At 46.7% G+C, this 13,661-nt stretch carries 14 protein-coding genes and 1 pseudogene; 9 read left to right on the top strand and 6 right to left on the bottom strand.

What is annotated here, in order from left to right; all coding sequences use genetic code 11:
• Positions 1-486 precede the first annotated feature (486 nt).
• The 5 genes from QUA58_RS18430 to QUA58_RS18410 all read left to right on the top strand — a co-directional run bounded on the left by QUA58_RS18430 (position 487) and on the right by QUA58_RS18410 (position 2,964).
• A complete protein-coding gene (locus QUA58_RS18430; RefSeq protein WP_333395183.1) occupies positions 487-702 on the top strand; it encodes a hypothetical protein in 216 nt (71 codons plus the stop codon).
• A 55-nt stretch (positions 703-757) separates the two neighbouring features.
• Positions 758-898, top strand: coding sequence for a DUF1016 N-terminal domain-containing protein (locus QUA58_RS18425; RefSeq protein WP_333395209.1), 141 nt, complete (start codon positions 758-760; stop codon positions 896-898).
• 233 nt (positions 899-1,131) lie between these two features.
• Entirely contained in the window at positions 1,132-1,872 is a 741-nt protein-coding gene (locus QUA58_RS18420) for a DUF4145 domain-containing protein (RefSeq protein WP_333395182.1), read from the top strand.
• Positions 1,873-1,927: 55 nt separating this feature from the next.
• The gene (locus tag QUA58_RS18415; protein WP_333395181.1) at positions 1,928-2,425 is read left to right on the top strand and encodes a DUF4365 domain-containing protein; all 498 of its coding nucleotides are present in this window, start codon (positions 1,928-1,930) and stop codon (positions 2,423-2,425) included.
• The gene (locus QUA58_RS18410; protein ID WP_333395180.1) at positions 2,422-2,964 is read left to right on the top strand and encodes a hypothetical protein; all 543 of its coding nucleotides are present in this window, start codon (positions 2,422-2,424) and stop codon (positions 2,962-2,964) included. The genes QUA58_RS18415 and QUA58_RS18410 overlap by 4 nt, the downstream gene beginning before the upstream one ends.
• A 27-nt stretch (positions 2,965-2,991) precedes the next feature.
• On the opposite strand, the gene QUA58_RS18405 is transcribed toward QUA58_RS18410, so the two are convergent.
• The 5 genes and pseudogenes from QUA58_RS18405 to nuoB all read right to left on the bottom strand — a co-directional run.
• Positions 2,992-3,804 (bottom strand): alpha/beta fold hydrolase, encoded by an 813-nt coding sequence (locus tag QUA58_RS18405; protein ID WP_333395179.1) that lies wholly within the window; start codon positions 3,802-3,804, stop codon positions 2,992-2,994.
• Between the two features lie 254 nt (positions 3,805-4,058).
• Complete coding sequence (locus tag QUA58_RS18400; protein WP_333247165.1) at positions 4,059-5,258, bottom strand: FAD-dependent monooxygenase; 1,200 nt, start codon at positions 5,256-5,258, stop codon at positions 4,059-4,061.
• Between the two features lie 78 nt (positions 5,259-5,336).
• Complete coding sequence (locus QUA58_RS18395; RefSeq protein WP_333247166.1) at positions 5,337-5,933, bottom strand: Uma2 family endonuclease; 597 nt, start codon at positions 5,931-5,933, stop codon at positions 5,337-5,339.
• Positions 5,934-6,000: 67 nt separating this feature from the next.
• Positions 6,001-6,426, bottom strand: coding sequence for a VOC family protein (locus QUA58_RS18390; protein WP_333247168.1), 426 nt, complete (start codon positions 6,424-6,426; stop codon positions 6,001-6,003).
• 218 nt (positions 6,427-6,644) lie between these two features.
• Positions 6,645-7,310, bottom strand: a pseudogene (nuoB, locus tag QUA58_RS18385) (NADH-quinone oxidoreductase subunit NuoB); the annotation flags it as partial.
• 359 nt (positions 7,311-7,669) lie between these two features.
• Between nuoB and cax the strand changes: the two are divergent.
• From cax to QUA58_RS18370, 3 genes are all read left to right on the top strand, one after another.
• Positions 7,670-8,791 carry a calcium/proton exchanger gene (cax, locus tag QUA58_RS18380; RefSeq protein ID WP_333247170.1) on the top strand — a complete coding sequence of 374 codons (1,122 nt, stop codon included), beginning with the start codon at positions 7,670-7,672 and terminating at the stop codon, positions 8,789-8,791.
• Between the two features lie 33 nt (positions 8,792-8,824).
• Positions 8,825-9,067, top strand: coding sequence for a hypothetical protein (locus tag QUA58_RS18375; RefSeq protein ID WP_333247172.1), 243 nt, complete (start codon positions 8,825-8,827; stop codon positions 9,065-9,067).
• A gap of 894 nt (positions 9,068-9,961) precedes the next feature.
• The gene (locus QUA58_RS18370; RefSeq protein WP_333395178.1) at positions 9,962-12,034 is read left to right on the top strand and encodes a serine/threonine-protein kinase; all 2,073 of its coding nucleotides are present in this window, start codon (positions 9,962-9,964) and stop codon (positions 12,032-12,034) included.
• Positions 12,035-12,300: 266 nt separating this feature from the next.
• Here QUA58_RS18370 and QUA58_RS18365 read toward each other — a convergent pair whose 3' ends face one another.
• The gene (locus QUA58_RS18365; protein WP_333247176.1) at positions 12,301-12,939 is read right to left on the bottom strand and encodes a transaldolase family protein; all 639 of its coding nucleotides are present in this window, start codon (positions 12,937-12,939) and stop codon (positions 12,301-12,303) included.
• A 279-nt stretch (positions 12,940-13,218) separates the two neighbouring features.
• On the opposite strand from QUA58_RS18365, the gene QUA58_RS18360 reads away from it, so the two are divergent.
• Positions 13,219-13,443, top strand: a complete 225-nt coding sequence (locus tag QUA58_RS18360) for a hypothetical protein (RefSeq protein ID WP_333247177.1) — start codon at positions 13,219-13,221, stop codon at positions 13,441-13,443.
• Positions 13,444-13,661 lie beyond the last annotated feature (218 nt).

Raw genomic sequence — 13,661 nt, 5'->3', positions numbered from 1 at the left:
CAGCAAGAGTTTCAGTTAGGCATCTGTTCGGGCTAAATTTTGGCAGATAAGTTTTGATACATTTGTAGTATTGCGAGCAAAGCATTCGTTCCAAGATGCCAACCGTCGATCCCTGGGTTTTTCTGCCAATGCTTTGCTGTTGAAAGAGTTAAAAAAGGTAGCTTTTGCTGCTTTTTGGCACTTGCGACCCATTTCGGGTTAGTGTTTGCAGAGCTGTTCATTGAGAAATTGATTTACATTGCTGGATTGTAAAGTCTTATTCATTAAATAGCAACTTTTCGCCGGAAAGATTTAATTTTTGGCAATAAATCTTGGCGGTTGTGGATATCGGTTTAATGCCCGATCGATTTATAGAATAAGAGTTTTGCCCGAGTTTCGCATCATACTTTAGGTGCTTTTTACCTAAGTCCTGGAGAAGTTAGGCCAGTTGCGTTCGGGCGGGGCGGATTTGCTGCAAATGTACTTTCCAGAAGAGATGTAACACTTGTGCGGAGTCAAAAGGCAACAAAAAAGCAAAACGGTAAGTGTTATATTTTAACCCCTGAGAGGTATGTGGGGGCGGAGGCGGAGGAGGAGGAGGAGGAGGGTTTGGACGAGAAGATGCTGCATTTGACGGCGAAGTTGGAGAGGCAATTTGCCGAGAGTGCCAAGTTAGAGGCGATGATTCGGGAAAATCGGCAGAGGGTGGGTTCTGGCGGATAGTTCGTCAATTGCTGAAGATTATCATGATTTTTTGCGAGAACTTAAGGAACGTATTGTGCAATATCAAGTGCGTGCCGTACTTTCTGTCAACTGCGAATTAGTGTTGCTTTACTGGCCAATTGGGCGGAATATTTTAAACAGGCAACAGCAGCGAGGATGGGGAGCCAAAGTTATAGACCATTTAGCTGTTGACTGAGAAACAGCTTTTCCTGAAAGGATGTTTGCCGACGATTGAGCAGTTGGAAGCTGAGTTAGAAGCGGTGGATGTGGAAATTGAGGAGTAATGATAAAATCGGAGAGTGCGAAGTCAAGATAACTCTTATCGAAAATCGCGCCGACTTGGAGCCATTCGCGATACCCTACTCCGCAAGCTTCTCTCGGGCGAGCTTCGTGTTAAAGTTACGGATTTTTTTTTGAGGCATCATTGTAATGACACTACCGCCTAGCGTTTTAAACAAATATCTCGATCGGTTTGATGAACTTATACAAGAAGGAGAAAGGATTTATAAAGTTATTAAATATATTTCCAATGGTTACTTCAGCGTCCCGGGTGGAGTAACTAGACCTTTAACTCAACAAGAAATTGAAGATCGACAAAAACTAGAGGGGTGGCATTTAAACTATTTATCGTTACTAGATCAAATCATTCCTCCAAGGAGTGTTCATCGAAAATTATTGGAGGAAACAGTAAGTTTGTCCTATCCTCCCGATCACTTGAATACCCGCATTTCTCATTTAAAAGGATTGAAAGATGACTTTCAAAAAGGTTATTTAGGAGATTTGGGACTTGAGATAGAATCTGCAATAGCCGCAGATTATATGGGTCAAGCAGAACAGTTATTAGCAGAGGGTCAGTCTGGTAAATATGACTATGTACCAGCAGCCGTATTAGCTGGAGCTGTTTTAGAGAAATCTCTACGAACTCTCTGTGATAAGCAGAGTCCGCCCATATCAACAGTCAATAATAAGGGTGAACCCCTAAGACTCGCCCGTTTGATTGATGTCTTGAAAACAAATAACTTATTTAATGAACTAACAGCTAAGCAGCTTAGAGCTTGGGCTGATATTCGGAATAGTGCAGCTCACGGAGATTTTGATAAGTTTAAGCGTAGCGATGTGGATCTGATGATTCAAGGAATTAATATTTTTTTGGCAACCCACATGATATGAATTTATCTATAATGTCCTACCAAATAGATTAACAAGAATAATCGCTACGTAAAAAGTGGACATTAACCAACAAAAAGAACAATTCAGCAACATCTACCTGCAAGCTGTCACCACCGTTGCCGGCTATTCCCTCTACAAACCATTCGTAGACGATGACAGCGTAGACTGGGGAGTAGCTGCCAAAGGCGGGACTGGCCCCATGAGAGCACCTCGCTTAGAATTGCAGTTAAAATCTACATCAAGAGATATCCAAGACGATAACTCCATCCGCTACCCCCTCAAGCTCAAAAACTACGACGACTTAAGAATGGATGACTTCGCCATTCCCCGAATTTTAGTTGTCGTTTTAATCCCCGAAACACCCGAAGACTGGTTAACCCAGTCGGAAACAGAACTCTGCATCAGAGGCTGCGGATATTGGATCTCGCTGCGGGGAAAGCCAAAAACACAAAACACAAACGCTGTCACCCTCGCCATCCCCAGAACCAACCAATTTACAGTCGCCGCCCTTCAGTCAATTATGGAGAGAATTAGCCAAGGAGTTCAACCATGAAAATCACCGTAAAAGATAGCCAAACTCTCGAAACAATCGAGCTAAATCAACTGAGAAATTACTTACAAACTCACGGCTGGCATGAAGACCAACCTTTCTTAGAAAATGCCACACTTTGGCACAAACCAACAGCCGATGCAGAAGAATTTGAAATATTGCTACCTAACCGGGAAAACCTGGGAGATTATGCAGCCCGCATCCGGGAGGCAATCCAAACCCTAGAAAACGCAGAAAATCGCCCTCAAATTGAAATTTTAAGCGAACTACTTACCAGCATTCCCAACACGATAATTCAGGGAATTGTTATGCAAATTCACACCCCAAATACCAAAAAATTAAGTGGCGAAATTACTCTCCTCGGCCTGGTAGCTGACAAATTGCGGAAAATTCAAACTTCACTCGCAGACAAAGATTATATCCTGGCGATTAAAGCTTATCAAGAACGCTTACCGATTCTCTGTAGCGGTGACTTAATCAAAGACAACAACGCCTTCATCCTCAAAAACCCCCACAACTTAACTCTCGATGAAGTGTGGTAAGACTAACAGATTTTGTCGAAATCTATATTAAACACCTTCCAAACAGATATCAAGTTCCCTAGCAAAGGCCTCTGGCGCATCCAGCATCAGCCAGTGTCCAGTATCGGGTAGCGTAGTTGTCGTCAGTGTGGGACGGAGGATGTGGAGGCTGAAGGGAAAAGTGTTTGAGGGAGCAATAATGGCGTGGGCCCGTGTTCCAGGGGCTGCTAGGTAGCGATCGAGAGAATCAACTGCGTCAAAAGCAAACATCTGGCGATACATTCCAAACAGGCGATCGTGTGGAGTCGTCGCCAACCAAGCGAGAATCCGATCGCGCGTATGGGCCCTGCTTCCTGTCAGCGCCTCGTTGAAGCTGGTTTCCACAGCAGCCCGCCAATCCTCCGTCTCCAGAGTCCTCTGGAAGGAGACGATCAGTTCGTGCACATCTGCAGGCACCTTGGTAAAGTCTCCAGGTGCGTCTGCCAGAATCAACCGCGCGATGCGGTGCGGTGCGCTGGCTGCTGTGGCGAGGGCAATACAAGCACCGAAACTGTGTCCAACGATCGCCACTCGATCGAGTCCCAGCCCATCCAGTACCGCCAAAACATCCGCTGCACAGGAGGCGGGCGCGTAGTTGCCGTCCTCCGGCGGTGCGGAATCGCCGTGTCCCCGCATATCAAGGGCGATCGCGCGTCGGGTACGGGCGACACGGGCAAGCTGCGCCTCCCAGATGTTCGCGGAAACCGCCATACCGTGCACGAACACCACCGGCAGTGGCTCAGACTCCGCAGCGGTGACAGGGGGGCTGGCTTCGATGATGTGAATAGTGCCGATCGGTCCTTTGAGAGTTGTCGATCGCATACAATTTTCTCCTAAGTTTTATAGTCCTGGACGCACGGGTAGTCAGAAACTGGGTTTTTCGCAAAAATACTCGGTTATATCAAATCCGTTAACATCGGAATTATTATCTCTCTCTTCTCTTTCTCTGTGTCCTCTGTGCCCTCTGTGGTTTAATCATTCCGATACAACCGGAATTGATATTAGAGCATCGCAGAAAAGGTAAAAACCCGGTTTCTTTGGTTTGGATGGGTAAGTCAGGTTTTAATTTCCTCATTTCACACCACCAATTTTACCTCTGTTACTCCTTGGCGCAACTCATACTGTCCTTTTACCCAAAATTGTTTAATTTTTTCACCCAAAAACGGAGCCGTTTGCATCATCAATAAACGCAATAATCCATTTTTTCGCAGTTGTTCGCCTTTCCACGCTTCTTGTGCTTGAAGTTTTTGGGCGCGAATAATTTCTGGTTCGCGTTCTGCCTGAATCCGCGATAATGCTAAGTCAATATCCTCGTAATTAGCGCCTGCTTTCAATAAAGGTACAAGGTGATTGGCCGCAACAATTACATCGCGGAACGCCATGTTAATTCCTTGAGCGCGAACCGGAGACATCGGATGTGCCGCATCCCCCAAAAGTATGATTCCTGGTCGATGCCAGCGCGGACAGCGACCAACCACAACAGATAATCGCATCGGAGATTCGCTCGTATCCGCACAGTTGCGGAAATGTTCTGCCATCCACGCAGGCGATCGCGATGCGAAAGTTTCTGCCCAGTCTGTGTGTTTCCGATCCGTTTTGTCATCTGCCGATAGCACCCAAGCCAGATGAAGTTTACCTGATTCTGCCCCATGAAAGACACTAAATCCGCTACCGCCATTCAGGATGGAATAAAATACATTATCCGCCACAAACCGAGGATGAGCGGCAAGTTTAAACCACAGAACATCTATACTATTCTGCTGTTTTACTAACTCTAATTCTGCACGTTGTCGTACAACCGAGTTTCTACCATCTGTACCAATCACAAGTGCAGCAGGAATCTCTCGCCCATCTCCTAGCTTTACACCCGCAATGCGATCGTTGCTGTACAGTAAATCTTTTACGGGAACACCTGAGATAAATTCAAACTCTGGATGCAACTTAGCTTCTGAAATTAGTGTTTCTAGCAAAGGCGGTTGCGATACCAGCGTACAAGGTTGATTAGACCCCATTGGCTCATCAACTCGAAATAGTTGCCGATCGCCCACAACGAACTCCCAGGCATCAATTTGTCGGTGTGGAACACCTTCTAGCATAGTGGATAAGCCCATTTGGGCGATCGCATCCAATCCGCTGGGCATTAACGCTTCACCGCGAAACACTCGGTAGGAATCTTTTGCAGCCTCAACCAAGGTAACAGAAATACCTCGTTTTACCAGCAGCAAAGCAAGTGCCGCACCAGTTGGCCCCGCTCCCACAATTACAACTTGCGTCATTGCCATTCCCCATTGCTTTTTGCGGATATTGAGATGTCAACAAAGGTGGTGAAAGGAGGCGAAATCCCCTATTCCCAGCTATTTCTGAAGTGCCTGTTGAAAAGTCTTAAGTGCATCAACATGATTCACCATATTGATGCAACGCAACAACAAATCAAAATCTATCCCTTTCACCTCCTCACTACTGGAAACCTTTTCATAATGAAGTGTATTGCCCTCTCCCCGCAGGTGATAAACCTCTAACAATCCATCTTCCCAGAACCACACTTCCTTTATCTTCAGCCGCTTGTATACCTCCAGTTGGTTGATGCCGCCACTGGAAAACACGACCTCGATCGCCAGATCGGGTAGCATACGACCAGGGGCAAGTTTATAAGATTCATCCGCCTCTCGCTTAACGGCTACGCCTTCACTTTCTAGCGTCATTGAGCCAGTTGGAGTAAAGTCAAACCCCGCCATCAGCAGGTACAGTTCCACCAATGCGGCAATTCTCTTCTTAACGGTTTCGTGGGGTTCTCCAGGCATTAGTTTAATCTCCAAAACTCCATCCAGGAAAGAAAGTCGATATCCTGGACGGTCTAACAATTGCTCAACTGCTTTGAACTCTCTCCAAGTGAGTCCCTCAAACAGAAGGGGTGATTCTTTTCTGGGTGGTGCGATGATTGCTGCAGTCATTTGATTCTCCAGTCTATTTCCAGATGAGAAACGATCGGGTTTGGAGGGCGATTTGTTTATTATAACTTTAAGTAGCATCCTCCACTGTACATCCGATTTCTTGCCCGTAGGATAGTTCCAGCGTGTGACCGTCTGGGTCTCGCAAAAAAGCCCAGTAGCCGATCGGATATCCAGAATCTTTTGGTTCCTCAAGCAGTACGCCTTCTTGACGTGCTTTGTCGCAGAGAGAATCCATGTATTCGCGGCTTTTGCAACCTACTCCGAGGTGTGCCCAGGGAGACAGAACGGGATGTACGGAGTTTGTTTGAATTAGCACAATTACAAAAGGGCGAGTGCGATCGGAAATCCAGACCACAGCAACACCCGTTTCTGCATCAATGCGGCGGTGAACTACTTGCATCCCAGCATATTTGGAGTAGAATTCAATACTGCGATCGACATTTGAAACCGGGAGGGCAATGTGAGTCAGTCCAATATCAATATTTTGCATCATAATTAGGTTTTTTCCGGCGGGCTATCTCGATCGTTTGGCTGTTTCATGACTTACATAAAAAGTCAATTTTCACATTAGCCATAGTAATAAGGTGCGCCGTGCGTACCCTATTACTATCGTGGAATAGTTTCTAGACTGATTATGTCAGTCCAATATTAATCATGAAAGGTAGCAGAAGTTAATTCAACCAGTTGGAATCTTGACAATCCAGAAGGTGCAATTTCTGGCGGTGGCACCTGTCTTGCTGAAGTTTTCAGGTATTTCCCCTCGTGGATTGGTGAGACGATTTTCATCCGGTGAGGGCGGGTGTAGTAGCGGTGCGTTGGTTCCCTCTGTTGCTCTTCTTGGAAGCTTTCGTTGGCAATCTTCTTGCGGAGTTTGACGATCGCATCCATAATCGCTTCTGGCCGGGGCGGACATCCCGGTACATAGACATCTACGGGAATTAACTTGTCCACACCGCGCACAGCAGTCGGAGAATCTGCACTAAACATTCCGCCCGTAATCGTGCAAGCGCCCATTGCAATTACGTATTTGGGTTCCGGCATTTGTTCGTAAATTCGCACCAAAACCGGAGCGTATTTCATCGTAATCGTGCCGGCCGTAATTATCAAATCTGCCTGTCGGGGAGACATCCGGGGAAATACACCCCAGCGATCCAAATCGAAGCGAGCAGCGAGCATGGCGCTAAATTCAATGAAGCAACAAGCAGTCCCAAACATCAGCGGATACAAGCTGGACATTTTGGCCCAGTTGTACAGGTCATCCACTGTGGTGAGGATGATGTTTTCCGATAGCTGCTGCGTGACTTCAGGAGGATCGATCGGATTGGCGATCGGCAAATCTTCTGAAGGCATCTCCAGTGTAATTTCAGGTGAGTTCATTTTGACAAACTCCTTAATATATCTAGCGGTTGGTTGTTAGTAGTTGCCAGTTAATTTATGTCTGAAGATTGAAAAAGTTTAGTGAAAATTGGGTGAAAAAATTCAATCATCAGCACAGTCTTTGTTTAATTATGGCATGGCATTTTAGAGGTCGCCATTAACTGCAAAATATTGTAAGATAGCGAATAAAGAAAAATAGCGCTTCTTGGAGTGCCTGTTCTACTCCGTGCGAGTCGCGTCCTGTATAAGAGTTCGATCGACCAGCGACCAACAGCTAGCGCCCCCCAGCTTTAACAAAACCCCTTTTTTTCATTTACCCACAGGCTATGATTGACCGTTGGGAGCTTTTCAGAATCTAAATGCTAAACACAACCACAATAATTTCCAGCCTGCTGTTATTTATCCCAGTGTCCATCGCCGGACACTTTCTCGGCTGGGAATCCTCCACAATCTTCATCACCTCGGCCCTAGCCATCGTCCCCCTGGCCGCCTGGATGGGCACGGCCACCGAAGAAATCGCCGTCGTCCTCGGCGCCAACTTGGGGGGTTTGCTAAACGCTACCTTCGGAAATGCCACGGAACTGATTATCGGCATCGTCGCCCTCAACGCGGGACTAATAGATGTTGTCAAGGCCAGCATCACCGGTTCAATTATGAGCAACCTGCTGCTGGTGATGGGATTTGCGATGCTGCTGGGCGGCTTGCGCTACAAAGAACAAGAATTTCAGCCGACAGTCGCCCGGTTGAACGCTTCAGCGATGAACTTAGCCGTGATTGCCATTTTGGTGCCGACGGCAGTTGAGGCGACCTCTATTGGCATCCCTCCGGAAACTATGCAGAACCTCTCTAGCGCTGTTGCTATAGTGCTGATTATCGTCTACGTGCTGACGCTGCTGTTTTCGATGAAAACCCACAGTTATCTGTACGATGCAGGGGTGGCAGAAACTGAAATGCTCGAAGAATTAGCCGAAAGTAACTTAGCACCAGACAGTCCCGACCACAAAGTCAATCTGCCGCTGTGGATTGGGGTGCTGTTGGCCTGTACCCTGATGGTAGCTGTCGAGTCAGAACTGTTGGTTGGTACCCTAGAAGAAGCTACCGCCACTTTGGGGCTGACATCACTGTTTACCGGGGTGATTTTAGTGCCGATTATTGGCAATGCGGCCGAACATACGACGGCGGTGACGGTGGCGATGAAAAATAAAATGGATTTGTCGGTTTCTGTGGCCGTGGGTTCTAGTTTGCAAATTGCTTTGTTTGTTGCCCCGGTGTTGGTTTTGGCAGGTTTTGTCTTGGGCAAACCGATGGACTTGAATTTCAACCCGTTTGAACTTGTAGCGGTTGCGGTGTCGGTGCTGATCGCCAATTCTATCAGTTCTGACGGCAACTCTAACTGGCTAGAAGGTACTTTGCTGTTGGCAGCTTATACGGTTTTGGCGCTGGCGTTCTACTTCCATCCGGTAATTGAGGGACTTGTTTAAAAGGCTTTCTTCTGCTGAAGGAAGAAGTCAAGCGTGAAGAAGCAAGAAGGAAGAAGCAAGAAGGAAGAAGCAAGAAGGAAGAAGGCGGATTTTCCGACTCTCCCCCACTCCCCCACTCCCCCTCTCCCCCTCCCCCACTCTCCCCTCGGACTTCTTCCTTCGATAGTGGTCGTGGCGATCGTACAATTGAAATGTGGCTGCTCTCTCGTTATTAGTTCTGGTGTGTTTGTACATTATGTGCTCTCATCAGGGATTTGTGACCTCGATCGGCTATGACAAACAACAAAACCTTTGGCCTCAACCCGATCGTTAGCTCGCAGTGCCCCCGGTTATAAAAAAACACGGGATGCTGAAGTCAAGCGAGACTAAAACCTCTCTTGACTTCAGAGACGCTGCAAGATTTAAATCAAGGGTGCTCATGAGTCTTTTACTAGGTGTGCTACGATGGTCATAAGTTGAAAATTGAGTTGGACTTGCATAGCCAAAAAGTTCACCAAAATTAGTCATACTTAACTTGACTGATTAACATTATGGGCGGTATGATTAAATCAATGCCGAAAAAAAGGCTTAATTATCTGGGAGAGTAAACCGAGCGTGTAAGTCAAAACTGACCAGCCTGTCACAAGGTCCAACGGGAGCCCGCGTTTCGTTAAATTGGTTGAAAATAGTGGATGACTCATGGCTAAAAGCTTCAACTAAAATTAATTCAATTAGGGTGCTGCTCCATCCGAATTAACGCCTGTGGACAAGAAAGAGCCGACTCCCTTGGGTGAAGCAGGAAACAGACCCTTCAGGAGTAATTCTGATTGAATGGTGAGGCTTAAATAAGTTTAGCCAAGTTTTGTGTAGCAGTAAACGACGGTCGATTTAAAACTGACCAGCCTATAAAAAGGTCGAACGGGATACCACGATTCGTTAAATTGGTTGAAAATAATGGTTAAACAATGGCTAAAAGCTTCCAAAATAATAAATACAGACTGCAAAAATAGGGTGCTGCTCCACCCGAATTAACGCCTGTGGACAAGTAAGAGCCGACTCTCTTGGCAGAAGCAGGAATCAGACCCTCTAGAAAATACTTCTAGTTGAATGGTGAAGCTTAGATAAGTTTAGCCAAGTTTTGTAGAGCAGTGTCAAAGTAAAACTTGATAGAGCAACCTCAATCAGGGTTATGTGGCTTCTGTGAGTTATTGCCTCAATCCCAAATGCCCGAATCCCTCCGATCCAGCCAACTCTGGCAAATCCGCGTGTATCCACTGCGGGTCAGAACTTTTGTTGCAAGGTCGATATCGGCTAGTCGCGCCTCTCGGAAGCGGCGGCTTTGGCAGAACATTTGAAGTGGACGACAACGGCGCCCGAAAAGTGATCAAAGTCCTGCTCAAAGAACATCCCAAAGCTGTAGAACTGTTTAAGCAAGAAGCCGACGTATTGGTCAGGCTCAGACATCCAGGTATTCCAAAAGTCGATCGCGACGGTTATTTTATATTTTCGCCCGCTCACAGCACAGAGTCTTTTCACTGTCTGGTGATGGAGAAAATTGCTGGGGCCAATTTGCAAGATTGGCTGAAACACCGGGGCCGCCCGATTAGTCAAGAACAAGCTGTTAACTGGCTCAAACAACTGTCGGAAATTTTAGACCAAGTTCACCGCCTCAACTATTTCCATCGCGATATCAAGCCGCACAACATTATGTGCAAGCCAAACGGGCAGTTAGTGCTGATTGACTTCGGGACTGCTCGGGAAGTGTCGGCGACTTATTTCGCTAAGGTGGGCCAGGGGCAAAATGTGACTGGTATTGTTTCCCCGGGCTACACGCCGCCGGAACAAACTAATGGCAAGGCTGTTCCGCAGTCAGATTTTTTTGCTCTGGGGCGCACTTTTGTTTATTTGCTGACTGGGAAGCCGCCGACTGCGTTTCCAGAGAACCCGCGCACGGGCAGATTAATGTGGCGCAAAGGAGCTCCTCAGGTTTCCGACGCCGTGGCTAATGTAATCGATTATCTGATGGCGCCTTTTCCGGGAAATCGACCTCAAAGTCCGCAGATGGTTTTGCAGTGCTTGGAGGAAATTAATCTCGATGGCGCGGAAAGTCAGTTGCCGACTCAGTTGCCGACGACGGGGCAAACTAAAATTCGCGGAACTTCCGGGGGGGCTGGGGCGACGAAGCAGAGTTCCATGAACCGCCTCAGACCTCTGAATTCGGGATTGAACAAGACCGATAAAGAAGTTTTTGATTGGAAAAAGAAGCTGCTGGCCGGCACGGCTGTTTTGATGCTGGGTATTGGCGCGTCTCAAATTTACGGTTCGCTGCGTTACGGGGTGTTTCCGGCAAACCCGGTATGGCTGCTTTCTAGTTTGCCTAGCAGTCAGTTTTTGCAAAGAAGTTTGGATAATGTCGAGAGTGTAAATGCGATCGCCCTGTCGCCAGATGGTAAAACTTTAGTCAGCGCCAGCATTGGGACAATTAGAATTTGGAATGTGAAAACGGGACGGGTGGTGCGGACTATCAGCCCGGCGCATTCTAAAAAATCGGTCAAGACGCTGGCGGTGAGCCCGGATGGCTCGATTTTTGCCAGCGGCGGCGACGACAATAATGTGATTTTGTGGGATTTGAAGACGGGGCGGCGGATGCGGACGATTTCTGCTCACAAAGCCGGCGTCAACGCCGTCACTTTTAGCAGTGACGGTAAAACTCTCGCTAGCAGCAGCGACGATAAAACTATTCGCTTGTGGAATGTCAGAACCGGCAGCAGGTTGCGGACTTTGAGTGGCCACGCCGGAGGAGTAAACGCGATCGCTTTGAGCCGGGACGGTAAAACTCTCGCTAGTGGCAGCCAGGACAAGACTATGCGTTTGTGGAATCTCGATACCGGAGAAGTCAGAAGAATTATCACAGGTCACGGGGGCCCGGTTAATGCTGTGGCTTTTAGCCCGAACGGGCAAATTGTGGCTAGTGCTAGCACCGACAATACGATGATCCGTTTGTCGAACGTGCAAGACGGGAAGCGCACCCGCACTTTTAAAGGGCATTCGAGCTGGGTGAGGACGATCGCCTTTAGCCCGGACAGCCGCACTTTGATCAGCGGGGGGGGAGATATTATAGTTTGGGATTTGAAGACGGGAAAAGAAAGAAGCACTGTTTCTGGTCACAGTCAGTTTGTGAGTTCTGTTGCTATTGCCAGAGATAGCAAGACTTTTGTGAGTGGCAGTCCTGATAGCACCATTAAGATTTGGCGAATGCCATAGTCAGTTGACAGTTGACAGTTGACAGTTGACAGTTGGCAATTGACAGTTGTCAGTTGGTCGTTGGCAGTTGGCAGTTGGTGGTTGACAGTTGTCAGTAGTGTAAGGTGTGCAGCGTACATTGTACAGAATTACTTTTTTTACGAACCGCGTCCTTCGCGAAGGAAGAAAAGAGAGAGAAGAGAGACTGTTGCGACCAGTATTACCAATGACCAATGACCAATGACTAATTTTAAAATAATCAATAGGTTGTGCAAGGGGACATGATATTATCCCAAAATTCCTCGCCCGTTTTTGGCAAATTCATCAACTGTTTGCTGGGACAATTCGTGAACTGCGATCGCCTGCAATACGTCCAAAGGCAATGTCAAATGATGGGCGCCGGCTAATAAAGTATTTACTGCTTCTTCTGGCGATTTAATGCTTGCTGCCAAAATCTCTGTATTAGTTCTCTGCAATACGTTGGCCATATCTCGCACTAAGGCAAAACCGTCTCCGAGGAGTCTGGTGGCGCGATTCACGTAGGCGATCGCATATTTAGCCCCCGCTTCTGCTGAAACAACTGCTTGTGATGCGCTGTATATCGCCGTCACCGCGCAAGGAATTTCCGGTGACAAATGCGCTACTGCTTGAAAACCAGCCGCCGTTGCTGGAACTTTCAACACTGTTTGCTGTCCAATTAATTCAAAAGCCGCTTTTCCTTCTGCTACCATGCCATCAAAATCAGATGCAGTTAGCTGATAATACACTTCACCGGGAATAAGTTTTGCCAGTTGTTTGAGCGTCACATCAGGAGCTAAATCGCTTTTTCCCAGGAGGGTTGGATTAGTAGTAATTCCCGAAAGCCAGCCGAACTTGCTCGCCTCTTTTGCTTCGGCTACAATTGCAGTATCGAGATAAATTCCCATCAGATCTACACCTTTATTTTCTTAGTTTATTGTGAGTTTTCCGAGGCTTAGTTTCAGTTTGATGTCACTGAGCGTCAAATTGATTGTTAGGTATTAACTGTAGCAGATTTGTGAAAACATCGCTAGTAAGTAAAAATAACAATTAAGTGATGGGTATCACCTCACTTGCTGATTACGATCGCCATGTAACAAAACTTCGATCGCCAAATGCCGGAAACAAACAATTTATATTTGTAGTATGGGTTATGTATGCAATAACTCAAGGAGGTGACTCATAAAATGAGAGAAAAAGAAAATAATCAGTCACAAGTCAGTCTTGAGGAATCTTGTGACAAAGCGGAGTTGAAAAAACCAGCAGCCACTCAAGACTTGTCAGAAAATGATAATTCTCAAACCGAGTCTCAAGCCTTTGAAAATCACGGTGAAGATGGTTTGAAGGCTCTAGCACGCTTAATGATGGTGAGTCTAACTTGGTCGCTGGCAGGACTTTCTAAACCAAAGTAAGTTTTTGGGTTATTGGCTATTGGTTATTGGTTATTGGTAATAAACACTGGTATTATGCCAGAGTGTGATGAATCTTTAAGTTTTAATATCCAATTCCTAATCTCTCGCCTGTGCTTTTTATAGTACAGGCTTGCCCATTGCCTAATCGGATGGGACTCAATGCCTCATCCCTGGGCTTCGCCCAATTCCCAATATCCAAATTTTATTTATATCAACCG

Origin of the sequence: Microcoleus sp. N9_A1 (assembly GCF_036701795.1) — a bacterium.
Lineage (GTDB): Bacteria > Cyanobacteriota > Cyanobacteriia > Cyanobacteriales > Microcoleaceae > Microcoleus.
This window is presented reverse-complemented; position numbering and strand designations above follow the sequence as displayed.

Bases quoted from the DNA above. Each gene is read 5' to 3' on its own strand.
- QUA58_RS18420 (WP_333395182.1), top strand. From the start codon at position 1,132: ATGACACTACCGCCTAGCGTTTTAAACAAATATCTCGATCGGTTTGAT.
- QUA58_RS18410 (WP_333395180.1), top strand. From the start codon at position 2,422: ATGAAAATCACCGTAAAAGATAGCCAAACTCTCGAAACAATCGAGCTA.
- QUA58_RS18405 (WP_333395179.1), bottom strand. From the start codon at position 3,804: ATGCGATCGACAACTCTCAAAGGACCGATCGGCACTATTCACATCATC.
- QUA58_RS18400 (WP_333247165.1), bottom strand. From the start codon at position 5,258: ATGACGCAAGTTGTAATTGTGGGAGCGGGGCCAACTGGTGCGGCACTT.
- QUA58_RS18395 (WP_333247166.1), bottom strand. From the start codon at position 5,933: ATGACTGCAGCAATCATCGCACCACCCAGAAAAGAATCACCCCTTCTG.
- QUA58_RS18390 (WP_333247168.1), bottom strand. From the start codon at position 6,426: ATGATGCAAAATATTGATATTGGACTGACTCACATTGCCCTCCCGGTT.
- cax (WP_333247170.1), top strand. From the start codon at position 7,670: ATGCTAAACACAACCACAATAATTTCCAGCCTGCTGTTATTTATCCCA.
- QUA58_RS18365 (WP_333247176.1), bottom strand. From the start codon at position 12,939: ATGGGAATTTATCTCGATACTGCAATTGTAGCCGAAGCAAAAGAGGCG.
- QUA58_RS18360 (WP_333247177.1), top strand. From the start codon at position 13,219: ATGAGAGAAAAAGAAAATAATCAGTCACAAGTCAGTCTTGAGGAATCT.